Raw genomic sequence first — 24,641 nt, forward strand, 5'->3', positions numbered from 1 at the left:
TGCAGCATAAAGATTCCATAAGGATCGTGTTGCCGCGGCGCGGGTTATGGCAGGACTGTGCCGATGAACGACGTCAGGATGCCGTGGTGAGCGACAGCGACCGGGATCAGCGCCCCTCGCCCGAGGCGCTGTTGCGTGCGGCGAACCGGGAACAGCGCGGGCGGCTGAAGATCTTTCTGGGCGCAGCACCCGGCGTCGGCAAAACCTATGAGATGCTGACCGACGGTGCCGCGCAGCTGCGCGATGGCAGGGACGTCGTGATCGGCGTCGTCGAAACCCATGGGCGCACCGAAACCCAGGCGCTGGTCGAGCCGCTGGAAGTCGTGCCCCGGCGCGTGGTTGATTATCGCGGCCACCGGCTGGAGGAAATGGACCTGGACGCGGTGATCGCGCGGCGGCCCGATCTGGCGCTGGTCGACGAGTTTGCGCACAGCAATGCAGAGGGCAGCCGCCATCCCAAGCGGTGGCAGGACGTCATGGAGCTGCTGGATGTCGGTATCGACGTCTATACGACGCTGAATATCCAGCACGTCGAAAGCCTGAACGACGTGGTGGCGGGTTTTACCCGCGTCCGCGTGCGCGAAACGGTGCCCGACACGGTGTTCGACGGTGCCGAGGTGGAGGTGGTGGACATTCCGCCCGACGAGCTGATCGAGCGGTTGAAGGCGGGCAAGGTCTATATCCCGGCCGAGGCGAGCCGGGCACTCGACCGGTTCTTTTCCCGTCCCAATCTGTCCGCGCTGCGCGAAATGGCGCTTCGCCGCGCTGCGATGAGCGTCGATCAGTCGCTGCTGGAGGATCTGGCCACCACGACGGCGACGGGGACCTTTGCGGGCGGCGAGCGGGTGCTGGTTGCGGTCAGCGAACTGCCCGGATCGGATCAGCTGGTGCGCGTTGCCAAGCGACTGGCCGACGCGCTGAAGGCGCCGTGGCAGGCGGTATTCATCGAAACGCCGCGCGCCGCGGGCTTTTCCGCCGATCAGCGGCAGCGCGTGGGCGAGAGCCTGCGCCTTGCCGCCACGCTGGGTGCGACCATTGCCACGGTGCCGGCGGTGTCGGTGATCGAGGGGTTGCGCACCCATGTCGCGGGGATGCGCGCGACGCAGCTGGTGATCGGCAAATCGGTGCGCAGCTGGTGGTTCGAACTGCGCCATGGATCTGTCGTCGATGCGATGCTGCGGGCGGGCGAGGGGCTGGCGGTGCATGTCATCCCGGCGGAGGCCAAGCTGTCCGCCCCGCGTCAGGCGGCGGCCCTGCTGCGCGGTTGGGGCGGGGTGCGCGATTATGTGGTGCTGGCGCTGCTGCTGGCCGTCACGACGCTGATCGCCAAGCTGGCCGAGCCGCTGATCGGCATGGCGGGCGTCGACCTTTTGTATCTCCCGCCGGTCATCATCGGGTCGATCTGGGCCGGTCTGCGCCCCGGACTGATTGCGGGGATCGCGGCGGGGCTGGCCTATAACTTCTTTTTCCTGCCGCCGCTCTACACCTTTACCATCGCCGATCCGCGCAGCTTGCTGACCGTGTTCGTCCTGATCGGGATTGCAGTGTTCACCGGCAATCTGTCGGCGCGGCTGCGCGACCGGGCCAATCTGGGTGCCCGCAGCGCCCAGGAAAACGCCGCAGTCGCCGCTTTCGGCCAGTCGCTTGCCCGCGTGTCCGACTGGGATGGCACCAGCCGGATCGTGTGCGAGGAAATGGCGCGAACCCTCAACTGTTCGGTCATCCTGTTGAACGAGCGGGAGGGCGAACTGGTGCGCGTTGCCGCGTGCCCGCCGGATCAGCCTGATCTGGGACCGGTCGATCGCGCCGCCGCCGATTGGGCATGGAGCCGGGGCGAACCGGCCGGGGTCGGCACAGGCACCCTGGTCGCCGCCGAGTGGCAATTCCATCCGCTGCGCACGGCGCTGGGCACGCTTGCCCTGATCGGACTTGCCAATGATGGCGGGGGCAATCCGGTGTCGGCGGACCGCGCGCTCCTGTTCTCCACGCTGCTGGGTCAGGCCGCACTGGCGCATGAGCGGCTGACGCTGGAGGATCAGGTGCGCGAGGTGTCGGTGCTGCGCGAACGCGACCGGCTGCGCGCGGCGCTGCTATCGTCCATCGGTCATGACCTGCGCACACCGCTGACCGGCGTGGCCGCGGCGATCGACGCGCTGGCGGCAGAGGGACAGGCGGATGACAAGACGGTCCGCATGGCGCAGGCAGAGGTCGGCCGGCTGAAACGGTTTCTCGACAATCTGGTCGACATGGTGCGGATCGACAGCGGCGCGCTGAACCTGTCGATCGAACCGACCGATCTGACCGATGCCGTCGTGGCGGCCGTGCATGACCTGCGCGCGGTGCTCGCATCCTGTACCATCGACCTTCGCGTGCCGCCCAACCTGCCGCTGGTGCGCGCCGACCCGCGCCTGTTGCATCACATCCTGATCAACCTGCTGGCCAATGCAGCGACCCATGGCGGCGGGGACCGGATCATCGTCAGCGGACGGCGGATGCCCGATGGCGTCGTCCTGTCCATTGCCGACAACGGTCCTGGCCTGCCCGATGGTGCTCAGGACCGGGTGTTCGAAACCTTCCGCCACGGCGATGGCAACGACCGGCACGGCGGCAGCGGCCTGGGGCTGGCGATCGCCAAGGGCTTTGCCGAGGCGATGCAGGCCAGGGTCAGCGCCGCCAATGGGGCAGAGGGCGGGGCGGAGTTCAGCATCAGCCTGATGCCGTGGCTGGAAACCGCCCCGACCATCCCCGACGAACCAGCAGGCATGAACGGTTAGGCGCTCAGCCAGCCCCCGGTAAAGCCCGCCCGCTGCAGGCCGCGGCGGATGTGCGGGTTCTTCTTCATGGTTTCCCAGACAAGCCCGCTGCGATGATTTTCGATCATCGCCACGATCGGACCCTGGTCGATGCCCAGATAATCCTTGTCCACCCAGCCAAGGCCGGGGCGCAGTTCGCCATGCTTGAACGGTTCCGGCGGGCGCCGCGTGATGGTGAGGTTGAAAGCGTCCAGAAAACCGTATTTGTCGTACAGCTGTTCTCCATAGCGGAAATACATGGCCTGAACCGTCGGCTCGATGATTTCCGGCGCAAACGGCATCGAGCCGAGCAGCGCGGTGGGGGCAAGGGTGCCATCGTCCCGCTCACCGGGTCCGCGCGCCGAATAGCTGAAGAACTGCCGGTCGCTGCCGCCCGTGTTCATCCGGAAATCGCCCGGCCCGTCGCACGCGGTAAGGCCCCAGCAGTCGGCACCATATCCCGCCCATCCGCCCGGATTTTCGACGGCATAGTTACGCTGCGCATAGGTCGCGCGGCGGCTGTTTTCGAAATAATCGATGCCCTTGGCGGACATGAAGGAATCCCGGATGCCCCGGAAATCCAACCAGACATGGCTGTATTGATGCCCGAACATCGGAGCGAAATGCAGATGCGGTTCGCCCCATCGGCTCGACCAGCTGGGTTCGAACCGGGCGGCCCAGGCATCCCAGGTGCCATCGGCCAGCGGATGCGTGGGCGAACCGAGACCCAGGATGTAAAGGATCATCCCTTCGTTATAAATGTCCCAGTCTGATCGGATGAAGCCGCTTTCCGGGTGCCAGCCCATCGACACCAATGGAGCACGCGGCGTGATCCACGGCCATTCGACGGCCTGATACAGCTGTTCGGCCAGTTCGCGGATGCGCGCTTCCACCGGGCTGGCTGCATCGTCGAACCAGCTTTGCACGAACAGCACGCCAGCCATCAGCAGGGCGGTGTCGATGGTGGACAGTTCCGACAGCGAAAAGCGGTAGCCGCGCGTCGAACCCAGAAAATGGTAGAAAAATCCGCGATAGCCCGAAACACCGGTCGGCGTGTCGCCCATCGGCGCCTTGGCCAGGAACTCCAGCGTGGTCAGCGTGCGCTGAGCCGCCGCCTCGCGCGTGACCCAGCCATGGCTTGCCCCGATCGGATAGGCGGTCAGCGCAAAGCCGATGGCCGCAATCGAGACAAAGGACGGGGTGGGCCAGCGATCCGGCGCCATGCCGGTCTTTTCATCCGTCACTTCCCAGAAATAGCGAAAGGCGCGGCGCTGAATATCGTCGATCAGCGGGCTGACCTCCACGTCCAGCGCGGGCCGGTCATTGAGGACGGTCCAGCCATCCACCGCAATCGGACCTGCCGGGGCGGGCGGGGCCGAGCGCGGGGTGCATCCCGCCATCAGACCGGCAAGGCCGAGCCCCGCCGATCCCACAAACTTCCGTCTGTCGAACAAGTCGCTACTCCATATGGGTTGGCCGCGGCGGGGCCAGGGGTGGGGGGAGGAGGCCCCGCCGCGACCGGCAAGACTATCAGAAGCGATAGCCAAGCCTGAACTGGACCCTGCGCGGCAGGGTCAGCAGGTTCGCTGCATTGTCCGCATTGGCGGGCAGCAGCGGATCGGTGACCTGACCGGTGGTCGGGTTGATCGTGTTGTTGAAGAAGCCGTCAAAGCCGCTGAAATTGTTGTTGTTGAACACGTTCAGCACATCGACCGCGATGTTGAAATTGTCCTCCCTGCCAAAGATCGCGAAGTTCTTGGCCAGCGTGACGTTGACTTCGCAGAAGGCGAAGACCCCGGCGATGCAGTTCTTTTCAGGGTACCGCGCGGTAAAGTCGTTGAACCCGACCGAAGCGCCATTGGTGCCGTCCGTCACCTGATACGCCTGACCCGAACCCAGCGTGGTCAGAGTCGAGAACTGGAAGCCCAGCGGCAGATCGACAATGCCCGAAATGACGACCCGGTGCCGTTCGTCGCCTGGCGATGCGCGCCAGCCATAGGCATCCGGCGTGATCTGATCGAGGCTGAACAGATCGCCGCCATTCTTTTCGGCCTTGCCCAGCGTATAGGCGATGTTGAGGCCCCAGCCCGAAACTTCGGTATAGTTCTTGTCGAGCGTGAAATAGAGCGCCTTGTACCGGGTATCGAGCCCGTCAAAGCCGATCAGCACGTTGGAATAGCCGGCGGCGCGAACCGCGGACAGCACGGTGCCGTCGCAGCAGCCGCCAAGTCCGGCGTTGTTCCGCGTGGCAAACAGGTTGGTGTATCCGTTGCGGCCGCGCTGGTACGAGCCCGTGACCGATGCCTCGAACACGCCGATCCGCTGACGCACGCCAAACGAGAACTGGTCGTTTACGGGCGGGCGGGAATCGTTCTTTACCGCGAACAATTCCGGCAGGCCGACCTGCGGATTGGCGTTGATCAGCGCCTGAAGCCCATCGCGCGTCAGATAGGACGGGTTCCACCGGATGGTCGGCTGGCCATCGCGGTTCGCGCCGTCTGCCGAAAACCGGAACCGGCCGATGGGATTGATCGTCCGCGACAGTTCATCGACCGTGTTGTTGAAATTGTTGCGGTCATAATAGCGGCCTGCACCGCCGAAGATTACCGTGCTGCGGTCGCCCTTGATATCCCAGGAAAAGCCGACGCGTGGCTGGATCGCCCCGGCGAACGGCTTTCGGTCATTGCCGTCGGTGATGTAGTTTTCGGGATCGAAATAGAAGTTCGCAGGCACGGCGCGCAGTGCGGCTGCCGCCCCGGCAGGCGTTCGATATTCGTTGTTGAAGCCGTTGGTTTCGTAATCCCAGCGGACGCCCAGGTTCAGCTGCAGGCGATCGGTCAGATCCCAGTCATCCTGCAGATACAGGCCGACCTGTGTGTTCGACGCGTCGATCAGGCCGGAGCCCAGACCCAGCAACGCTTCGGCCGGGAAGGCGAAGTTCAAGTTGTTGTTGGGTTCGCGGCGGAAGAAGTAGCGCGGCTGGATATACGCCTGGTTATCGAAGCTGATGTCCGTCACCTCGACACGCGCGCCGAACTTGATCGCGTGACCGGCAAGGCCGGTATAGGTGAAGTCGTTGCGGATATTGTAACCCTGCTGAAGCTCACGCCGGGTCGAATCCTTGCCGCCGAACAGCAGCACGCCCTGATAGTCGAACGAGGCCAGATCGGGGTTCAGCGAGGTCGGGTTGAATTCATAGTTCAGATAGCTGGCGTTGAATTCGTTGACGAAATCGTCGCCGTTATAGGTCCATTTGAACTGATAGGTATCGACGAGGTTGCGCTTGTTTTCGGCATATTCGAACGCGGTGTTGCCGCCGAAACCCTGAATGTCGCTTTCCTGGCGACGGCTGAACGACAGGTCGAAGATCTGGTTATCGTCCGGGGTCAGGGTCAGCTTGCCAAAATAGAAATCGCTGCGGAACGGGCTGACGAACGCGCCCTCGAACTCTTCGATCTGGCGACCGGAGAAGTTTTCGAATTCCGTGATGGCATCGGGCGCGCCGGTCGAGCGGACGTTGAAGGCGCGGTCCTGATCATTGCCTTCATAGGCGACGAAGAAGAACAATCGGTCCTTGACGATCGGGCCGCCCAGCGAGGCACCATATTGCTTGCGCTCGAATGCGGGCTCGGCGTTGCCCCGACGCCGGTCGAGGAAGCTCGTCTCCGACAGCGACCGATCGGTGTACTGGCCAAAGATCTCGCCATGAAATTCGTTGGTACCGGATTTGGTGACGGCGGTGATGATCGCCGCGCCGGCCTGTTCATATTCCGCCTTGTAGTTCTGCGTGATGACGCGGAATTCCTGCACGGCCAGCTGGCCGAAGGGATTGCCCCGGCTGTTCTGCTGACCAGCGACGCCGCCTTCGCGCACCTTGTTCTTCAGGCTGAGGCCGTCGATGAACACGTTGACCTGAGCCGCCGGCGATGCGCCGGACGAAAAGCTCTTGTCGGTTTCGCTGTCGTTATAACGCACGCCGGGGGCCAGCGCTGCAAAGCTCAGGAAGTTGCGGTCCGTCTGCGGCAGGACGCGGATCTGGTCCTGGCTGATGTTGGTTGCGATTTCGCTGGTGCGCGTTTCGCGAAGGCGTGTGCCGGTGACGACGATGTCGTCGCCTGTGGTCGGTTCGGCCGCTGCGGCGGCATCATCGGCGGGGGCGGCTGCTGCCCCGATTTGGGCATCGACCGTCGCGGCCTGACCCACGCCCACACCGATCACGCGCTCGAACGTCTCGCCGTTGGGACCGGTTACAGTGATGCGATAGGTGTCGGGCCGCACGCCGTTCAGGATGTAGCCGCCGCTGGCGTTCGTCGTCGCGGTCTGCGCGCGATTGGTGCCCGTGCTGACGATGCGGACGGTAGCACCGGATACCGGTGCGCCGCTGGCATCGGTGACGATGCCGCGGATCGATGCAGTAGTGGTCTGCGCCGCAACGGGCGCGACCAGCGTGACGGAACCGGTCAGCGCGGTCGCGCTGGCCAGCAACAGACGGATAGCTGATGATTGACGCATTGGTTTTCTTCCCTGCTGAACCCCCGTTTGCCGGGGCTGTTTTTACTGTGATTAGGACTGGGTACTGGCCCTGATAATGAGGCTGGGGCTACGAAGTTCCGTCAGCGGAACGGTTTCTCCGGACAATATTGTCGACAGGCGGTTGATGGCCCGGGCGCCCATGTCGGCAATGTCCACTGCCATCGTCGTCAGGCCCGGACTGATCAGCCGGGCAAGCGGGATATTGTCGAACCCCGCAACCGCGATCTTGCGCGGCACATCCATGCCCGCATCGCGCAGCGCCACCATCGCGCCGATGGCCATCATGTCGTTGGCGGCAAAGACCGCATCGGCCGCGATCTGGCGCGCGGCCATCGTTGCGACCGCAGCCCGGCCCGAATCCTCGTCGAAATTCCCGGGCAGGATGATGGCGGGCAATCCGGCCGCGGCCATCGCCTGGCGATAGCCCTGTGCCCGGTGTTCCGCCTCGATATTCCCGCGGGGTCCGGCAATGTGAACGATCGCGCGGCGGCCCGTTTCGATCAGGTGTTCGACCATGGTGCGCGCGCCGGCCGCATTGTCGATCCGCAATTCCATCCGGCCCTGCCGGTTATCGGGGCAGTTGAGCAGCACAGCCGGAACATTGGCGGGCAGATGCGCGAACAGCAGGTCGGGATCGACGTGAGGCGCCATGACGACCAGTCCGTCGACCCGCCCGCGCATGCTGCGCATTGCGTCGATCCCGTGCAGCGGATCAGCATGCATGTTGGACAGCAACAGGTGCATGCCCCGCGCCGAAGCCTCACGGTCCATGCCGCGCAGCATTTCGGAAAAGAACTCGCCATGCAGGTCGGGCAGGACGACGCCGACCGTGCCCGTGCGGGACAGGCTGAGCCCGCGTGCGCCGGCATGGGGAACATAGCCAAGGCGCCGGGCCGCAGCCTCCACCTTGTCCTTAAGCTCGGGGCGCACATTGGGCAGGCGATTGAGGACGCGCGACACCGACGCGACGGAAACACCCGCCTCGCGCGCCACATCCCTGATCGTCGCCTGGGTCATGCCCGTCCGTTCATCCTCATCGGCCCTTCAGGGCCGCTTGCGCGGGCGGTCTTGTCGACCGCCTCTTGATGTAACCGGTTACAAGAAACTACAAGCGTCTGCAATAGTCAGGCAGGATGACTGCCTGCCTTGTGCCAAGCCGTTCGTTTTTCAGGAGAGTTTATGCATCGCACCCCCCGAATCAGCCGCCGCGCGATGATGATCGGCGCTGGCGCGGTCGCGGCATGGGTTGCCTCGCCTGCCCGCGCACTGATGCAGAATGGGGCCGCCGATTCCCTGTCGCCCCGGCTCCGTGCGCTGATCGCCAGCATGACGGTGGAGGAAAAGGCGGGGCAGGTGACGCTGATGGCTGCCGCCTGGGCGGGCAGCGCCGCGAACGCGCTGAACCCGACCAAGGGCGGGGCCAATTACCAGCAGCAGCTGGACGAGGTGCGGCGCGGCCGCATCGGCGGGGTGTTCAACGGCAATGGCGCGGAAATGGCGCGCCAGATGCAGCAGGCGGCGGTACGGGATTCCCGGTTGAAGGTGCCGCTGATCTTTGCCGCCGATGTCATTCACGGCTTTCGCACCGTGTTCCCCATGCCGCTGGCCGAGGCGGGGAGTTTTGATCCCGACCTTGCCGAACGGACTGCCCGGATCGCGGCGGTCGAGGCGACGGCGGCGGGCATCGACTGGAATTTCGCGCCGATGGTCGACATTGCGCGCGATCAGCGTTGGGGCCGCGGCGTCGAAGGGGCCGGCGAGGACATTCTGCTCGGCAAGCTGATGGCGGATGCGCGGGTGCGGGGGTTTCAGGGGCGTCGCGGCCTTTCCGCCGATGATGCCATGGCCGCCTGTGCCAAGCATTTCGCCGCCTATGGCGCGGCAGAGGGCGGGCTGGATTACAACAGCGTCGACGTGTCCGAACGGACGCTGCGCGAGGTGTATTTTCCGCCGTTCCAGGCCGCGTTCGATGCCGGGGCAGCGACCGTGATGGCGGCATTCAACGAACTGTCCGGCGTGCCGGCCACTGCCAATCCCTGGCTGCTGTCCGACGTGCTGCGCAAGGAATGGGCGTTCGGCGGCCTGGTCGTATCCGATTACACCGGCGATTTCGAACTGATCGACCACGGCTTTGCCGCCGATGAGCGCGAGGCGGCAAAGCTCGCCTTTTTGGCGGGCGTCGATATGTCGATGCAGTCCGGTTTCTACATCAAGCATCTGCCCGACCTGGTCGCATCGGGCGAAGTGCCGATGGCGCGGCTGGATGAAGCGGTCGGCCGGGTGCTGGCGCTGAAGCAGCAGTTGGGCCTGTTCGACGATCCGTTCCGCCGCATCGACCCGCGTCGGGAAAAGACGCGGGTGCGCACCAAGGCGCATCTGGCCGTCGCGCGGGAAGCAGCGCGCCGTTCGATCGTCCTGCTGAAGAATGACGGCGACCTGTTGCCGCTGCCGCGATCGGGCAAGCGCATCGCGCTGATCGGCCCGTTTGTTCAGGGTCAGCGCGAGCTGATCGGGCCGTGGAACGTCTATGGCTCGGATGCAGAGGCGGTCGACCTGCTGACCGGCGTTCGCGCGCTGGTGAGCGATCCGGCGCTGGTCACCGCCGTCGACGGATCGGGGATCGAAGAGCCGCTGGCCGGCGGGATCGAGGCGGCGGTCGCCGCCGCCAACGCGGCCGATATCGTTGTGCTGGCGATCGGGGAAAGCCAGCGCATGTCCGGTGAGGCGCAGTCCCGCACCGATATCGGCATCCCGGCGCCGCAAATGGCGCTGGCCGAGGCTGTGGCCGCAACGGGCAAGCCTGTCGTCGTCCTGCTTCGTCATGGCCGCGGGCTGGCGCTGGCGGGCGCGGTCAAGGACGCCCCGGCGATCCTTGCCACCTGGTTTCTGGGGTCGATGTCCGGTCCGGCGACGGCCGACATCCTGTTCGGGGTGGAGGGGCCGTCGGCCCGCCTGCCGGTCAGCTTTCCCCATGCCACCGGTCAGCAGCCCTATCATTACGCGCACAAGAATACCGGCCGGCCCAATCCGCCTGGCCCGCGTCAGGATTACAAGGCGCATTACCGGGAGGCACCCAATGCCGCGCTCTATCCGTTCGGCCATGGCCTGACCTATGGCCGCATCGAATATTCCGCCATGGAAGGGGCGGGCAGCACGCTGACCGCTGGCGGCACGATCAAGGTCGCGGCGACCATCGCCAATACGGGCACCCGTGACGCGGTGGAGGTGGTGCAGCTGTATGTTCACGACATTGCCGCCAGCATCACCCGCCCGGTCCGCGAACTGAAGGCGTTTCAGCGCGTGGCCCTCAAGCCCGGCGAGCGTCGCCGCGTCGAATTCACGCTGCGGCGGGACGACCTGACCTTTGTCGGCCTCGACTTGAAACCCACGGTGGAGCCCGGCCGTTTCCGGCTGTGGATCGCCCCTTCGGCTCAGGCAGAGGGCGTGTCCGGTGAATTCACGCTGGCCTGACGCCCGCGCAGCGGATTGCCCAGCATCGCCCCCGCGCCCAGCGCGACGGCGATGGCAGGGCCGGCGATCATCAGCCACTGAATGGCATCGCGTGCCGCCGGTCCCGGTGTCCCGCCGCGATACCCCCATGCGGCATAGACCGCGCCCAGCAACAGCGCGGCCAGGCCCAGGCCCAGTTTTTGCGCCAGCATGAACACGCTGAACGCCGTCGCTTCGACCCGGTGGCCGGTCGCGTCGGCACCGTGATCCACCGCGTCGGGCAGCATGGCCCAGGCGGACAGGTGAAAGCCGCTGAGCGCCGTCTGCATGGCGCCCAGGAACAGCAGGGCTGCGGTGACGCCGACGCCGGGGACCAGCGCGAACAGCGCGGCCGCTACGATGCCCAGCGCCGCTGCGCCCAGCCAGGTGGCACGCGCGCCCATCCGCAATGCCAGTGCCGTCCAGGGCGGCACGGTCACCGCGCCGACAACGCCCATCATCGCCAGTGCCTGTTGCCCCGCCTCTGGTGCGGCCAGACTGTGGGTAAAGAAATACAGGACCGAATGGCCGATGATCGCGCCCGCCACCGTTGCAGCCAGTGCGGCCAGGGTCAGGGTGATGAAGGCTCGATTGCCGATCAGCGTCATCAGATCCCGCCGGACGGATCGGGGGCCGGCCGACTGCGTCTCTATCTGCTGTTCCGGTACGAACAGGGCGACGATCAGCAGGATGGCGGTGGCCGCACCGGCAAATAGGATGGCCGTTCCGGTATAGCCATTGCCCAGGCCCGGCATCGCCAGCGCAACCGTCACCGCGCTCGCCGCGCCGAATGCCATCCGGGCACCCGACATCAGCGTCCGGTCGGCGCTGGCATGGCTGACCCGCACCGACCAGGCGGCATAGGGCAGGTTGACGACGGCATAGAGCAGCCGGAACAGGAGGTGAGCGGCCAGAATGGTGCCGATCCCGCCGCCCAGCCCCTCGGCAAAGATCAGGATGAACGACAGGCCAAGCGGCAGGGCCATTATCGCCACGACGCGTCGATATCGGATGCGCCAGCGATCGACCGCAATGCCGATGGCCAGATCGGCCGCCCCGTCCATCACTGCGCCCGCAGCCATCACCGATCCGGCAACCTCTGGCGAAAGCCCCAGCCGGTCGGTGTAGAAAAACAGAAGGAACAGGCTGAGCGCCTGCCAATAGAGGTTGAAGCCGAAATCGCCTGAACCGAACAGGATCGATCGGGCCGGATGGCGGGTGGGCGGGGGCGGGGCCATGGCCGGTGTTTAGGGGCGGGGGCGCACCGGTAAAGCGGAAATCGGATCGGCCGATGCCTTGGCGGCGGCCGCCGTGTCACGCGCGATCGGGGGGCATGACTGTGCCGATGCCTCCGCCGATCCCTTTTGCTTTCATCGATGTAAGTTACGTATTGTTGCGATCTATCAATAAGCTACCGATGGGGCGATACCGGCATCGACACGGTTTTCGGGTCGCAGAGGCTAAAGCCCGCCCGGGGCGGCAGGCGTGCGCATTGTTACTCCCTTTCAGTCGCACGCCTGCGCAGCTGCCATCCCCGATCACCGATGCGCAGCGCCGCTGCCGATCCGCCCAGCTACCCGATCTGTCCCGATATGGGCAATCGCACTTGGGTCGCGGCCTCCAGATTGCAGGATCGTTGCACGCATGATGATTACCGAAAGAGGATTGCCTTTTCCGTTCAGTTCTGGCCGGAGAGACAGGAAAGTTCAGGAACCGGCGCATCGGGTCAAAGGGTAGTTCATTGGGCAGTTCGGCCGATGTCGGTCAAATGGTAATGACGGGAACACACGATCCGGCATTGGTGCTGGTATCGATCGGCATCGCCGTCCTTGCATCGTTCACTGCACTCAGCATCGTCGCACGGATGCGCGCGACCAGCGGCCGCGCCACCTATCTGTGGCTTTGCGCTGCAGCGCTGGCGCTGGGCGGCGGCATCTGGTCGATGCACTTCGTTGCCATGCTGGCCTATCATATGCCCGGCATGGTCATGCGCCATGAGCTTGCCCTGACGCTGGTATCGCTGGCGCTGGCCATCGGTGTGACCGGCTTGGGCCTTGGCGGGATGGACTGGAATCGACCCCAAACCCTGCGCATCGGCCTTGCGGGGGTGTTTATCGGCGGCGGTGTTGCGGCCATGCATTATGTCGGAATGGCCGGGATGCACATGACGGGCCTGGCCCCGGTGTACGATTTCGGCTGGGTTGCGCTGTCCATTCTGATCGCGCTGGCCGCGGCGACGGCTGCGGTCTGGCTGGCGTCACGCGATTTTGGTCGCGGTCGGCAACTAGGCGCAGCGATGGTAATGGGCGTGGCCATTGCCGGGATGCACTATGCCGCAATGGCGGGCGTGGGGTTTGTGCCGGATGCCGATTCGGCCAAGCGCGGCGTGGCGCTGTTCGATCAGACGGCGCTCGGCCTTTCGATTTCCGTCGTCACGGCGATGATCCTGATCCTGGCGCTTGCGGCTGCCCGGGTACAGCGGTTCATCGAACGCGCCGCGCAGGAACAGGCGCGCACGACGCTGCTGCTGACCATTGCCGATACGCTGCGCGGGCAGGACAGCGGCGAGGCATTGTCCGCCATCGCCCGTGCGCTTGGCGAGCATTTCGGGGCTGTCCGTTCGGGATTTGCGGAATGGGATGCCAGTGGCGGCAGTTTCGATTTCGTCGTGGGCTGGAGCGACGGGAGCGTCCCTCCGCTGGCGGGCAGCGATGCCGCGCGCTTTGTGCCGTCGACCTTGGACACGCTGTCGACAGGCGGAATGATTGCCAGCGAGAACCTGCCGCTCCTCCAATCCATTACCGTTGCCGGCAGGCCCGATGGCGGGGCGGCGGATCATGCCGCATTCCTGATCGTTCCGTTCGTCCGGCACGCCCGGTTGCGCAGCATCGTCTATCTGAACGACCGCAGCCATCGCCGCTGGCGGGCGGACGAGATCGCGCTGATCGAGGATATTGCCGAGCGCATCCGGCTGTTCATCGAACGCCAGGCGGCGGAAAGCGAATTGCGCGCGCTGAACGCCAGCCTGGAACTGCGTATCGAGGCGCGTACAGCCGAACTGCGGCTTGCCGAGGACCGGCGACGGCAGGCGGATGCGCTGTACCGCGCCTATTTCGAAAACACGCCGGATCGGCTGTTCGTGATCGGCGTGCGCTCCGATGGCGATTTCTTTGTCGAACAGCTCAATCCCGCGCATCAGGCAATCGTCGGTTTTGCGCTGGATGAGCTTGAGGGAAGGACGATCAGCGAAATCCTGTCCCCCGATCTGGCCGAGCGCGTGACCAGCGCCTATCGTCATGTTGTCGAGACCCGGCAGCTTTACCAGTATCGCGAAATATACCCCGAAACCGGGGACCGGCGCTATCTGGATACGACGCTGGTGCCGCTGTTCGACGCTGCCGGTCACGTCGTCCGGATCATCGGATCGAGCCGCGATGTCACGCGACAGGTCCAGACCGAAGAGGCGCTGCAACAGGCGCAGAAGATGGAGGCGATGGGGCAGCTGACCGGCGGGGTCGCCCATGATTTCAACAATCTGCTGACCCCAATGCTGGGCGCGCTTGATCGGCTGCATCGCAAGGGGGTGGGGGATGACCGGGACCGGCGCCTGATCGACGGGGCGCTGCAGTCGGCGGAACGCGCACGCACGCTGGTCCATCGCCTGTTGTCCTTTGCCCGTCGCCAGCCGTTGCAGCCGGTGGCCGTCGACCTGTCGCAACTGGTGACGGACATGGCCGGCCTCATCACCAGCACGGTGGGACCGCGGGTCAACCTGATCCTCGATACGCCGACCATGCTGCGACCGGCCACCGCCGATCCCAACCAGCTGGAAATGGCGCTGCTCAACCTGGCCGTGAATGCCCGGGACGCGATGCCGGATGGGGGCACGCTGACCATCGGCGTGTCCAGCGCCGTGGTCGATCCCGGCGACGGGTCGGGTTTGGCGCCCGGTGCGTATCTTCGGCTGATGGTCGAAGATACCGGGACCGGCATGGATGGCGAGACGCTGTCACGCGCCATCGAACCGTTTTTCACGACAAAGGCGCTGGGCAGGGGAACCGGGCTTGGCCTGTCCATGGTGCATGGCCTTGCCTCTCAGCTTGGCGGCACGCTGACCATCGACAGCGCGCCGGGACGGGGGACCAGCATCTGCATCTGGCTGCCCGCTTGCGGCGACCTGCCCGTTGCCAAGCCGGTAGCAGGCGATCCGTCGACGCGTCGGTCCTCTGGTCAGGTCCTGCTGGTCGATGACGAGGATCTGGTGCGCGGCACCACGGCACAGATGCTGTCGGACATCGGGTTCGATGTCACGGTTGCCGGGTCCGGGGACGAGGCGCTTGCGCTGCTTGATGGCGGGTATCGGCCCGACCTGATGATCACCGATCACCTCATGCCGGGCATGACCGGCAACGCCCTTGCCCGCACGTGCCGCGAGCGGTTTGGCGATCTGCGCATCCTGGTCGTGTCGGGCTATGCCGACGCCGATGGCATCGATGCCGATTTGCCGCGCCTTACCAAGCCGTTCCGGCAGGACGAACTGGCCAACGCCATCGGGGTGCTGTCCGGGTCGCCTGCCTGAACGGCGGGCCGCTCAGTCCTTGACCAGGATGTGCGGCCCGATCGCGTCAATGGTGGGGCATCCGGTCAGCGTCATCGCAACCCGCATTTCCGCATCGATCAGGTTGAGGAGGTGGGTAACGCCCGCCTCTCCCTTTGCGCCCAGCGCATAGGCCCAGGCCCGGCCCAGCAGCACGCCCTTTGCCCCCAGCGCGAGCATCCGCACCACGTCCAGCCCCGACCGCACGCCGCCATCGGCCAGCACGGTCAGGCGATCGCCCACCGCCGCCGCGATGGGGGGCAGGGCGCGGGCAGTGGCCGGCACCCCGTCCAGCTGACGCCCGCCATGGTTGGATACGACGATGCCGTCCGCGCCCAGATCAGCGGCTGCGCGCGCGTCCTCGGCGTCCAGGATGCCCTTGATGATCAATGGCCCGGTCCATTCCGTGCGGATGAAATCCAGATCCTTCCACGTCACGCTGGCGTCGAAATTGTTGCGCATCCACGCAAAGAAATCCTCCAGCCCGGTATTCCCGGCCAGCACGGGCGCGACATTGCCCAGCTGATGCGGGCGGCCATTGACACCGACGTCCCATGCCCAGTGGGGGTGCTTTACCGCCTGCCAGATGCGGCGCAGATCGCCGGCAAGGCCGGACGCGCCCGCCAGACCCGAATGATAGTCGCGATAGCGCGAACCGGGCACCGGCATGTCGACGGTAAAGATCAGCGTGGTGCAACCCGCATCGCGCGCCTGTTGCAGCAGCGCGCGCATGAAGCCGCGGTCGCGGATCATGTACAGCTGGAACCACAACGGGCGCGGGCTTGCCTTTGCCACCTCGTCCAGCGGGCAGCAGGAAACGGTGGACAGGCAGAACGGCACGCCGGCCTCCGCCGCCGCCCGCGCCGCCTGAGTCTCGCCGCGCCGCGCGTTCATGCCGGCCAGACCAACGGGTGCCAGCGCAATCGGCATCGACATCGCCTCACCGAACAGGCTGGCCGACAGGTCGATGCCATCCGTGCCGGTCAGCACGCGCTGGCGCAGCGCAATGCCGCTCAGCTCCTCGACATTGCGACGCAGCGTCACCTCGGCATAGGAGCCACCGTCGATATATTCGAACAGAAAAGGCGGCAGGCGCCGACGCGCCAGTTCCCGATAGTCGATTGCGGATGCGGCCTTGCGGATCATTGCAGGTTCACGAACGCCCCGCCGTCCACCAGCAGGGCAGCCCCGGTGACATAGGCAGCCATGTCGGACGCCAGAAAGATGATCGGCCCGGCCAGGTCGTCCGCCTCGCCCAGCCGGCCCAGCGGGATGCGCGCGGTCATGCGGTCGCGCTTGGCCTGATCGGCCAGGTCGTCCTTGTTGATTTCAGTGAGGATGGTGCCCGGCAGCACGGAATTGCAGCGGATGCCATGCTTGCCCAGCGCAATCGCGGTGGATTGCATCAACGAATGGATGCCGGCCTTGGTCGGAGTATAGTGGGTCTGATATTCCCCGCCGACCAGTGCGGAGATGGAGGATACCGCGACGATGGCACCGCCGTCGCCCTGTGCCACCATCTGCTTTGCCGCTGCCTGACACATGTAATAGGCGCCGTGCAGGTTCACCCGCATCGTGCGCTCCATCACGTCGGCCGGCATGTCCAGAAAGCTGTGGAACGGGCAGATGCCGGCATTGGAAACCAGGACATCGACCCGCCCGAACGCATCCACCGCGCGGGCGACAAAGTCGGCTGCCGTCGCCGCTTCGGCAACATCACCCTTAACGGCAAGCGCGCGGCGGCCCAGCGCCTCGATCTCCGCCACTGCCGATGCGGCCTTGGCGTCACTGGATGCATAGTTGAGCACGACGTCCGCGCCGTGACGGGCAGCGCCAATGGCCGCCGCCCGGCCGATGCCGGTCGATGCGCCCGTGACAAGCACGACCTTGTTCTCAAGCAATCCCATGCAGCTCTCCATTTGCCGAATATTCTGGTTCAGACCGCCTCGGGGTCCTTGCCCGACCAGCCCAGGTCCGCGCTGATTGCGGCTGCTGTCCGGCGCACATCGTCGGTCAGCGATTCCATGCGGTCATCGGACATGTATTGCGCCGCGCTCGACACGCTGATCGCCGCGACGATCGCGCCACCTGCGCCCCGGATGGGCGCGGCGACACACCGGATCAGATCCTCGTTTTCCTGAAGGTCATAGGCGCGGCCTGCCCGGACATAGCCGATCATCCGTTCCTGCCAGACGGACCATTCGGCGCGCGGCGCGCCCGCTGCCTGATCTTCGCGGAACAGCCGTTCCCAGGTTGCGGGCGTGCTGTCCAGGAGCAGCGCCTTGCCAAGTCCGGTCGAAGTCAGCGCCTGACGATCGCCCACCCGGCTGGAGATTTCCACCCGGCGGCGGCCCGGAATCTTGTCGAGATACAGCGCCCGATCGGCGTCGATCACGCCGATATGCACCGTATCCTCGGTCAGGCCGGCCAGTCGTTCCAGATGGTCGCGCGCCACCTGAACAATGTCGGTCTGTTGCTGGGCGATAAAGCCCAGTTCCAGCAGCTTGGGTCCGATCCGATACCCGATACGGGGGGCAAAGCTGAGATACCGCCGTTCGATCAGGGCGCTGGCCAGCCGGTGCGTGGTCGACCGGGTCAGCCCAAGCGTCTGAGCCAGTTCGACAAGGGTCAGCGGGCTTGATGTCACCGCCTCGATCACGTCCAGCCCGCGCATCAGGGTCTGGCTGCCCGCGACGGAGGAACGCGCGCCAGTCGCCCCGTCGGCTGATTCAGGATTTGACGACGTCGTTCTCATTTAATAATACTCTGTCTCATAATGTGAAAATGTCAAGGGCGTGCTTGTCATCCGGTCACGCGCAGCATTTTGGGGATCGTGTGCTGCACGGAACGGACAAGCAAGGGGGAGGGGCAAGCCAGCATGGAGCAAAAGGGCTTATGAAATTTCCGCTTATCCGGCACGTCCGCGCCTATACGGTGCGCGGCGGCGGGGCCGATTACCATGACCAGGGCGAGGGCCACTGGATCGACGACCACATTGCCACGCCGATGAGCCGATATCCCGAATATCGCCAGTCGCGGCAGAGTTTCGGCATCAATGTGCTGGGCACGCTGGTGGTCGAGATCGAGGCGGATGACGGCACGATCGGTTTTGCGGTGACCACGGGCGGGGAACCGGCCTGCTACATCGTGGAAAAGCATCTCGCCCGCTTCCTTGAAGGGCGCAATCCCGCCGAGATCGAGAAGATCTGGGACCAGATGTATTTTTCTACCCAATATTATGGCCGCAAGGGACTGGTGGTAAACGCCCTGTCCGGCGTCGATCTGGCCTTGTGGGATCTGCTCGGGCGGCTGCGCGGCGAGCCGGTGCATCAGATGCTGGGCGGCGCCGTCCGGGACGAACTGCAATTCTATGCCACCGGCGCCCGGCCCGACATCGCCAAGGAACTGGGTTTCATCGGCGGCAAGATGCCGCTGCACCACGGCCCGGCCGAGGGCATTGAGGGATTGCACAAGAACATCGCCGAACTGGCCGAAATGCGGTCGCGCTGCGGCCCCGATTTCTGGCTGATGTGGGATTGCTGGATGGCGCTGGACGTGGACTATGCCACGCGGCTGGCCATTGCTGCGCACGAGCATGGCCTGAAATGGATCGAGGAGGCGATCAGCCCCGACGATTATTGGGGCTATGCCGAACTGAAGCGCAACGTGCCGCGCGGCATGTTGGTGACCACCGGCGAACATGAAGCGACGCGGTGGGGCTTTCGGATGCTGATGGAAATGGACTGCTGCGACATCATTCAGCCCGATGTGGGCTGGTGCGGCGGTCTGACCGAACTCATCAAGATCAGCGCGCTGGCCGATGCGCGCGGCAAGCTGGTCGTGCCGCACGGCTCGTCCGTCTACAGCTATCATTTCGTGGCGACGCGCCACAATTCGCCCTTTGCCGAGTTTCTGATGATGCACCCCGGCCCGACCGAGGTGGTGCCGATGTTCTCGCCGCAACTGCTTGGTGAACCGGTGCCGCAGAACGGTCGCCTGCCGATCAGTGCGCTCGACAAGCCAGGGTTCGGTGTCGAGCTCAATCGCGATATCGCCCTTCACCGCCCCTATCAGCATTAAGGAACAGTCCGAGATGAAGTTTTGTCGTTTTGGCCCGCGCGGGGCCGAAAAGCCCGGTGTGATCGATGGTCAGGGCCGGATTCGCGATCTGGCCGGGCACCTGTCCGATGTCACCGTCGATGCGATCGACGGCCTGTCGGTCGATGTGGACAGCCTGCCGCTGGTCGAGGGTGAGCCGCGGCTGGGCGTGCCGGTGGCCGGCATCGGCAAGATCGTGGCGATCGGCCTGAATTACGAGGATCACGCCATCGAATCGAACCTGCCGATCCCGACCGAGCCGGTCATGTTCATGAAGGCGCTGTCGGCGCTGACCGGTCCGAATGACGAGGTAATGCTGCCCAAGGGGTCGACCCATAGCGATTGGGAAGTCGAACTGGCGGTCATCATCGGCAAAACCTGCCGTTACGTCGACGAATCCGCCGCGCTGGATCATGTCGCCGGTTACGCCATCGCCAATGACGTGTCCGAACGCTTCAATCAGAAGCAGCGCGGCAGCCAGTGGTCGAAGGGCAAGGGGCACGACACCTTCTGCCCGCTGGGTCCGTGGCTTGTCACGCCGGACGAGGTCGGCGACCCGCAGGCGCTGGACATGTTCCTCGACGTCAATGGCGAGCGGATGCAGACCGGCAATACGCGCACGATGATCTTCAACGTGGCGCAGATCATCAGCTATGTCAGCGAATATGTGACGCTGTACCCCGGCGATGTCCTGATCACCGGCACGCCGCCGGGCGTGGGTGAGGGCAAGAAGCCGCAGGCGATCTATCTGAAGGCGGGGGACACGATGCGGCTTGGCATCGCCGGGCTTGGTGAACAGCAGCAGCAGGTGGTCGAATGGCGCCATCTGGGTGATGAGGTGCTCGGATGACCAGCTATCCGGGACGCTTTGCCGGCCGGGCGGCAATCATCACCGGGGGCGCATCGGGCCTGGGCCGATCAGTCGCGGAGCGCATCCTTGCCGAAGGCGGCACGGTGTCGCTGTGGGACATGAACGGCGCGCTGGATGAGGCGCGCAATCAGCTGGGCGGGGTTCACGGCGTCAGGGTGGACGTCTCCGACGCGGTCGCCGTCGAAGCCGCTGCCGCCGAAAGCGCAGCCGCGCTTGGCCGGGTCGATATCCTTGTCTGTTCGGCGGGGATCACTGGCCCGACCGTGCCCGTCACCGAATTTCCGCTGGAGGGGTGGGAACGGACCATCGCGATCAACCTGAACGGCCTGTTCTACTGCAACCGTGCTGTCGTCCCGCATATGCTGTCCAATGGTTATGGCCGGATCGTGAACATCGCGTCTGTTGCGGGCAAGGAGGGCAATCCCAACGCGTCCGCCTATTCCGCGTCCAAGGCGGGTGTGATCGGCTTTACAAAGTCGCTGGGCAAGGAACTGGCCGGCAAGGGCGTGATCGTCAACGCGCTGACCCCGGCCACGTTCGAAAGCCCGATCCTGGCGCAGCTGCCTCAGAGCCAGGTGGATTACATGCGCTCGAAAATTCCGATGGGCCGGCTGGGCGAAGTGCATGAAAGCGCCGCGATGGTCTGTTTCATGGCCAGCGAGGAATGCAGCTTCACCACGGCATCGGTGTTCGACACCTCGGGCGGCCGAACCACCTATTGAACAGGACGGAGACCGGCATGGAGCGGTTGCCCTTCATCGATGCCCATATGCATCTGTGGGATCTCGATCGGATCGATTATCCCTGGTTGAAGCCGCCGTTCGACGATGCCGGTCCCAATGGCAGCGTAGCGGCGATCGCCAGCACCTATCTGCCCGCCGATTATCGGGCAGAGGGGGCGAAGTGGAACATCGTCGGCGCCGTCCATGTCGAAGCCGGGGCCAATCCCGTGCAGTCGGTCAACGAAACCGACTGGCTGCACGAAATGGGCGATGAAGCCGGCCTGCCCACCGTGCTGGTCGCCCATGCCGCGCTCAATCATCCCAGCCTGGACGCCATGCTGGCCGTGCACGCCAGCCGGCCCCGCATCCGCGGCATTCGGCACATCGTCAACTGGCATCCCGATCCGAACCGGACCTATACCCCCGCCGACCTGACGCAGGACCGGGTGTGGCGGGCCGGCTTTGCCCAGTTGGCCGATCATGGCCTGTCCTTTGATTTTCAGGCGTATCCGGGCCAGTTTGCTGGTGTGGCCGACCTGTTTGCCGCCAATACCGGCGTTCCCGTCATCATCAACCATGCCGGCATGGGCGTGGACGGGGCGCAGGAATGGCGCACGGCCATGGCGCTGCTCGCCCAGCTGGATCATGTATCGGTCAAGCTGTCCGGCCTTGGCTTTGTCTGGCGCACCCCGGACGAAGGGGCGATGCGGGAACGGATCGTCGAACTGGTCGAACTGTTCGGCACCGACCGGGTGATGCTGGCCAGCGATTTCCCGACCGACCGCCTGTTTGGCGATTTCGATGCGACGCTGGCCCGCATGGACGCGGCGCTGAGCCATCTGTCCGACACGGAGCGCCGTGCGATCTTTGCCGGCAACGCCAATCGCATCTATCGCATGGGATTGGAGCTGTAACGGCATGGGCAATCCGCTGCTCGGCGTACTGTTTCACTGGCTGGGCGGACTTGCTTCGGCCAGTTTCTATGTGCCCTATCGCAGTGTCCGGCGCTGGTCGTGGGAGATTTACTGGCTGACCGGCGGTCTGTTTTCCTGGGCCATCGCGCCATGGCTGTTCGCGTCGGTTCAGACCAACGACCTGCTGGGCGTACTGGGCGAGGCACCCGCACCGGTGCTGCTCTGGCCGGTGTTTTTCGGGCTGCTCTGGGGGTTCGGCGGTCTGACCTATGGCCTGACCATGCGGTATCTGGGCCTTTCGCTGGGGATGGCTGTCGTCCTGGGGCTGTGCACCGTGTTCGGCACGATCATTCCCCCGCTGTTCACTGGCGAGTTTGCGCCAAAGCTGCTCGGTACGCTCAGCGGCCGGATCAACCTGCTCGGCCTTGCCATCACCCTGGCCGGGATCATCGTCGTCGCGCGCGCAGGTGCCGCCAAGGATCAGGCGCAGTCAGCCGAAGAAAAGGCCGCAACAGTCGCCGAGTTCGATTTTCGAAAGGGCATCCTTGTCGCGGTCTTTTCCGGGATCATGTCCGCCTGTTTCGCCTTTGGGCTGGCGGCGGGCGAGCCGATCAAGGCGATCAGTGCTGCGCGCGGCACGGGGCCGTTATGGACCGGCCTGCCGGTGCTGTGCCTGGTCATGTTCGGCGGATTGGTCACCAACGGCATCTGGTGCACCGTCCTGATCCTGCGCAACGGCAGCGCGGGACAATGGCTGGGTCGTTCAGCTGGGACTGCATCCGAAACCGGGGCATCGCCGGCTGCTCCCGTGCCCCTGCTGGCCAATTTCGCCCTGTGTGCGATCGCCGGGACTGCCTGGTATTTCCAGTTCTTCTTCTACACCATGGGCGAAAGCCAGATGGGCGAATTTGGCTACTCGTCTTGGACGCTGCACATGGCGTCGATCATCATTTTCGGCACGATCTGGGGCTTTGCCCTGCGCGAATGGAAGGGCGCGTCAGCCCGCATCAGGGCAACCGTCTGGACCGGCGTCGGCCTGCTCGTCTTTGCCACCATCGTCATCGGCTATGGCAACAGCCTGGGCAGTGCTGCCTGAAATCGCCGCCGCCGATTACGCTCGCGGCAAATGATCCGGTGGATCTCGCCCTGCGTCCAGATCGGCCGCGACGTTTCGCTCCTCCCGATCCCTGAGCGGATGGCGATTGCTCCGGCGTCGCAAGAACAGCGCTAGGGCGATTGCCGCAATAGCAACCACCACAATCATGGTCGTCAAACTCAAGGACGAGAGGAAATCGGTACTGGACATGGTCGTTCACCTTGTCACCCGCTCGATCATTCAACCTCCGCCTGAACTTCCGGTTCCATCCGCGAGATGATCGCAGCAAGATGGCAAGCCCCGGGATGCAGGGCGCAACGGGCTGGCAGATGACGACATGCGCTTTCATCGGCCTTGGCGTCGGCATCGTCTATCTGGCGATCCTGGGGCGGTTTGGCCGGAAATCCTCCGCCATCCCACCGGCTGCACCAGCTCTCATGCCAGCAGCCGAACCATCAGCCTGAAAAAAAGCACGGCCGCGAACGCGCTTGCGCTCGCGGCCATTTGGTTCATCAGCGTCAGGCGACGGCTTTGCTTACTTGCTGCGTTCGACCTGGTCGAAATCCAGCTCGACCGGGGTGGCGCGGCCAAAGATGCTGACGGAAACCTTGACCTTCGACTTGTCGAAATCCAGTTCCTCGACCACGCCGTTGAACGATGCGAACGGACCTTCCAGCACCTTGACCGCGTCGCCGATCTCGTAATCGACCTTCACCTTCTGCTTCGGTGCGGCGGCGGCTTCTTCCTTACTGTTCAGCATCCGCTTGGCTTCGGTTTCGCTGATCGCCTGGGGCTTGCCCATCGAGCCGAGGAAACCCGTCACCTTGGGCGTGTTCTTGACGAGGTGATAGACATCGTCGTTCAGGTTCAGCTTGGCCAGCACATAGCCGGGCATGAACTTGCGTTCGGACTGTACCCGCTTGCCGCGACGCACCTCGGTCACGGTTTCCACCGGCACCTCGATCGCTTCGACCATCGGCTCCAGACCCAGGCGAGTCGCCTCGGACAGGATCGCCTCGCGCACCTTGTTCTCGAACCCGGAATAGGCGTGAATGATGTACCAGCGGCTCATGGGATGCGTCTTTCTTTTCTTACTTCGCCAGCGACAACAGCGTGTCGACGATCAGCTTGAACATGGTGTCCACGGCAAAGAAAAAGATGCCAAGGATGCTGGCCATGATCAGCACCATCACGCCGGTCATGATCGTTTCGCGCCGCGTCGGCCAAACGATCTTGCTGGCCTCGGCCTTCACCTGGTTCACGAACTCGACGGGGCTGGTCTTTGCCACGGTCTCAAATCCTCAATCAGTTGATCCGCCGCCGGACATGGGCCCTCCGCCCGGTCCTTTGCAAGAGGAGCCGGTGCGAATGATCCAACGCTATCGGATTGGTGCTCGCTTAGCGCGCCGTAAAGGGAAGCGCAAGCTGGCACGAGTGGCAGGACTCGAACCTGCGGCCCTCGGTTTTGGAGACCGATGCTCTACCAACTGAGCTACACTCGTACGCGCGGCGCACCTCCTACAAATCCA

General features: G+C 64.7%; 17 protein-coding genes and 1 tRNA gene. 8 read left to right on the forward strand and 10 right to left on the reverse strand.

Translation table 11 applies throughout. From position 1 onward, the window contains the following. The first annotated feature begins 83 nt into the window (after positions 1-83). Complete coding sequence (locus ACNI3Q_RS10975) at positions 84-2,774, forward strand: DUF4118 domain-containing protein (protein ID WP_426276700.1); 2,691 nt, start codon at positions 84-86, stop codon at positions 2,772-2,774. Here ACNI3Q_RS10975 and ACNI3Q_RS10980 read toward each other — a convergent pair. The 3 genes from ACNI3Q_RS10980 to ACNI3Q_RS10990 all read right to left on the reverse strand — a co-directional run bounded on the left by ACNI3Q_RS10980 (position 2,771) and on the right by ACNI3Q_RS10990 (position 8,342). Continuing rightward, positions 2,771-4,246 carry a glucoamylase family protein gene (locus tag ACNI3Q_RS10980; protein WP_426276585.1) on the reverse strand — a complete coding sequence of 492 codons (1,476 nt, stop codon included), beginning with the start codon at positions 4,244-4,246 and terminating at the stop codon, positions 2,771-2,773. The two genes, ACNI3Q_RS10975 and ACNI3Q_RS10980, sit on opposite strands and share 4 nt — an antisense overlap. Before the next feature lie 76 nt (positions 4,247-4,322). After that, positions 4,323-7,304 carry a TonB-dependent receptor gene (locus ACNI3Q_RS10985; protein ID WP_426276587.1) on the reverse strand — a complete coding sequence of 994 codons (2,982 nt, stop codon included), beginning with the start codon at positions 7,302-7,304 and terminating at the stop codon, positions 4,323-4,325. A gap of 51 nt (positions 7,305-7,355) precedes the next feature. Next, the gene (locus tag ACNI3Q_RS10990; protein WP_426276589.1) at positions 7,356-8,342 is read right to left on the reverse strand and encodes a LacI family DNA-binding transcriptional regulator; all 987 of its coding nucleotides are present in this window, start codon (positions 8,340-8,342) and stop codon (positions 7,356-7,358) included. A 162-nt stretch (positions 8,343-8,504) separates the two neighbouring features. Between ACNI3Q_RS10990 and bglX the strand changes: the two genes are divergently transcribed. After that, a complete protein-coding gene (gene bglX / locus ACNI3Q_RS10995) occupies positions 8,505-10,796 on the forward strand; it encodes a beta-glucosidase BglX (RefSeq protein ID WP_426276591.1) in 2,292 nt (763 codons plus the stop codon). Here bglX and ACNI3Q_RS11000 read toward each other — a convergent pair. Continuing rightward, complete coding sequence (locus ACNI3Q_RS11000; RefSeq protein WP_426276593.1) at positions 10,757-12,052, reverse strand: MFS transporter; 1,296 nt, start codon at positions 12,050-12,052, stop codon at positions 10,757-10,759. The two genes, bglX and ACNI3Q_RS11000, sit on opposite strands and share 40 nt — an antisense overlap. Positions 12,053-12,588: 536 nt before the next feature. Here ACNI3Q_RS11000 and ACNI3Q_RS11005 point away from each other — a divergent pair. Then, positions 12,589-15,393 (forward strand): MHYT domain-containing protein, encoded by a 2,805-nt coding sequence (locus ACNI3Q_RS11005; protein WP_426276595.1) that lies wholly within the window; start codon positions 12,589-12,591, stop codon positions 15,391-15,393. A 12-nt stretch (positions 15,394-15,405) separates the two neighbouring features. On the opposite strand, the gene lldD is transcribed toward ACNI3Q_RS11005, so the two are convergent. Genes lldD through ACNI3Q_RS11020 form a run of 3 tightly spaced genes read right to left on the reverse strand, consistent with a single transcriptional unit; the run spans position 15,406 to position 18,166 of the window. Further along, on the reverse strand, positions 15,406-16,557 hold the full coding sequence (gene lldD, locus ACNI3Q_RS11010; RefSeq protein ID WP_426276597.1) for an FMN-dependent L-lactate dehydrogenase LldD: 1,152 nt from the start codon (positions 16,555-16,557) through the stop codon (positions 15,406-15,408). Next, positions 16,554-17,318, reverse strand: coding sequence for an L-rhamnose 1-dehydrogenase Lra1 (lra1, locus tag ACNI3Q_RS11015; RefSeq protein ID WP_426276599.1), 765 nt, complete (start codon positions 17,316-17,318; stop codon positions 16,554-16,556). Before lra1 ends, lldD begins: the two co-directional genes overlap by 4 nt. 29 nt (positions 17,319-17,347) lie before the next feature. After that, on the reverse strand, positions 17,348-18,166 hold the full coding sequence (locus ACNI3Q_RS11020; RefSeq protein ID WP_426276601.1) for an IclR family transcriptional regulator: 819 nt from the start codon (positions 18,164-18,166) through the stop codon (positions 17,348-17,350). A gap of 140 nt (positions 18,167-18,306) precedes the next feature. Here ACNI3Q_RS11020 and rhmD point away from each other — a divergent pair, with 140 nt between their 5' ends. The 5 genes from rhmD to rhaT are packed head-to-tail and all read left to right on the forward strand — an operon-like array spanning position 18,307 to position 23,112. Then, entirely contained in the window at positions 18,307-19,491 is a 1,185-nt protein-coding gene (gene rhmD, locus ACNI3Q_RS11025) for an L-rhamnonate dehydratase (protein WP_426276603.1), read from the forward strand. A 13-nt stretch (positions 19,492-19,504) separates the two neighbouring features. Continuing rightward, positions 19,505-20,359, forward strand: a complete 855-nt coding sequence (locus ACNI3Q_RS11030; RefSeq protein WP_426276605.1) for a 2,4-didehydro-3-deoxy-L-rhamnonate hydrolase — start codon at positions 19,505-19,507, stop codon at positions 20,357-20,359. Next, positions 20,356-21,102, forward strand: a complete 747-nt coding sequence (locus tag ACNI3Q_RS11035) for an SDR family NAD(P)-dependent oxidoreductase (protein ID WP_426276607.1) — start codon at positions 20,356-20,358, stop codon at positions 21,100-21,102. The genes ACNI3Q_RS11030 and ACNI3Q_RS11035 overlap by 4 nt, the downstream gene beginning before the upstream one ends. Positions 21,103-21,119: 17 nt before the next feature. Continuing rightward, complete coding sequence (locus tag ACNI3Q_RS11040; protein WP_426276609.1) at positions 21,120-22,016, forward strand: amidohydrolase family protein; 897 nt, start codon at positions 21,120-21,122, stop codon at positions 22,014-22,016. Positions 22,017-22,020: 4 nt separating this feature from the next. Next, positions 22,021-23,112: an L-rhamnose/proton symporter RhaT gene (gene rhaT, locus ACNI3Q_RS11045; RefSeq protein WP_426276611.1), complete on the forward strand. Its 1,092-nt coding sequence runs from the start codon at positions 22,021-22,023 to the stop codon at positions 23,110-23,112. Positions 23,113-23,647: 535 nt separating this feature from the next. Here rhaT and nusG read toward each other — a convergent pair. The 3 genes from nusG to ACNI3Q_RS11060 form a co-directional block, all read right to left on the reverse strand. Beyond that, the gene (nusG, locus tag ACNI3Q_RS11050; RefSeq protein WP_260022338.1) at positions 23,648-24,184 is read right to left on the reverse strand and encodes a transcription termination/antitermination protein NusG; all 537 of its coding nucleotides are present in this window, start codon (positions 24,182-24,184) and stop codon (positions 23,648-23,650) included. Between the two features lie 19 nt (positions 24,185-24,203). Next, positions 24,204-24,401 carry a preprotein translocase subunit SecE gene (secE, locus tag ACNI3Q_RS11055; protein ID WP_260022339.1) on the reverse strand — a complete coding sequence of 66 codons (198 nt, stop codon included), beginning with the start codon at positions 24,399-24,401 and terminating at the stop codon, positions 24,204-24,206. A gap of 137 nt (positions 24,402-24,538) precedes the next feature. Beyond that, positions 24,539-24,614: transfer RNA gene (locus ACNI3Q_RS11060), tRNA-Trp, on the reverse strand. Positions 24,615-24,641 lie beyond the last annotated feature (27 nt).

Origin of the sequence: Sphingomonas eleionomae (assembly GCF_049889035.1) — a bacterium.
GTDB lineage: Bacteria > Pseudomonadota > Alphaproteobacteria > Sphingomonadales > Sphingomonadaceae > Sphingomonas.

Bases quoted from the DNA above. Each gene is read 5' to 3' on its own strand.
- ACNI3Q_RS10985 (WP_426276587.1), bottom strand. From the start codon at position 7,304: ATGCGTCAATCATCAGCTATCCGTCTGTTGCTGGCCAGCGCGACCGCG.
- ACNI3Q_RS10990 (WP_426276589.1), bottom strand. From the start codon at position 8,342: ATGACCCAGGCGACGATCAGGGATGTGGCGCGCGAGGCGGGTGTTTCC.
- bglX (WP_426276591.1), top strand. From the start codon at position 8,505: ATGCATCGCACCCCCCGAATCAGCCGCCGCGCGATGATGATCGGCGCT.
- ACNI3Q_RS11000 (WP_426276593.1), bottom strand. From the start codon at position 12,052: ATGGCCCCGCCCCCGCCCACCCGCCATCCGGCCCGATCGATCCTGTTC.
- ACNI3Q_RS11005 (WP_426276595.1), top strand. From the start codon at position 12,589: ATGACGGGAACACACGATCCGGCATTGGTGCTGGTATCGATCGGCATC.
- lldD (WP_426276597.1), bottom strand. From the start codon at position 16,557: ATGATCCGCAAGGCCGCATCCGCAATCGACTATCGGGAACTGGCGCGT.
- lra1 (WP_426276599.1), bottom strand. From the start codon at position 17,318: ATGGGATTGCTTGAGAACAAGGTCGTGCTTGTCACGGGCGCATCGACC.
- ACNI3Q_RS11020 (WP_426276601.1), bottom strand. From the start codon at position 18,166: ATGAGAACGACGTCGTCAAATCCTGAATCAGCCGACGGGGCGACTGGC.
- rhmD (WP_426276603.1), top strand. From the start codon at position 18,307: ATGAAATTTCCGCTTATCCGGCACGTCCGCGCCTATACGGTGCGCGGC.
- ACNI3Q_RS11030 (WP_426276605.1), top strand. From the start codon at position 19,505: ATGAAGTTTTGTCGTTTTGGCCCGCGCGGGGCCGAAAAGCCCGGTGTG.
- ACNI3Q_RS11035 (WP_426276607.1), top strand. From the start codon at position 20,356: ATGACCAGCTATCCGGGACGCTTTGCCGGCCGGGCGGCAATCATCACC.
- ACNI3Q_RS11040 (WP_426276609.1), top strand. From the start codon at position 21,120: ATGGAGCGGTTGCCCTTCATCGATGCCCATATGCATCTGTGGGATCTC.
- rhaT (WP_426276611.1), top strand. From the start codon at position 22,021: ATGGGCAATCCGCTGCTCGGCGTACTGTTTCACTGGCTGGGCGGACTT.
- nusG (WP_260022338.1), bottom strand. From the start codon at position 24,184: ATGAGCCGCTGGTACATCATTCACGCCTATTCCGGGTTCGAGAACAAG.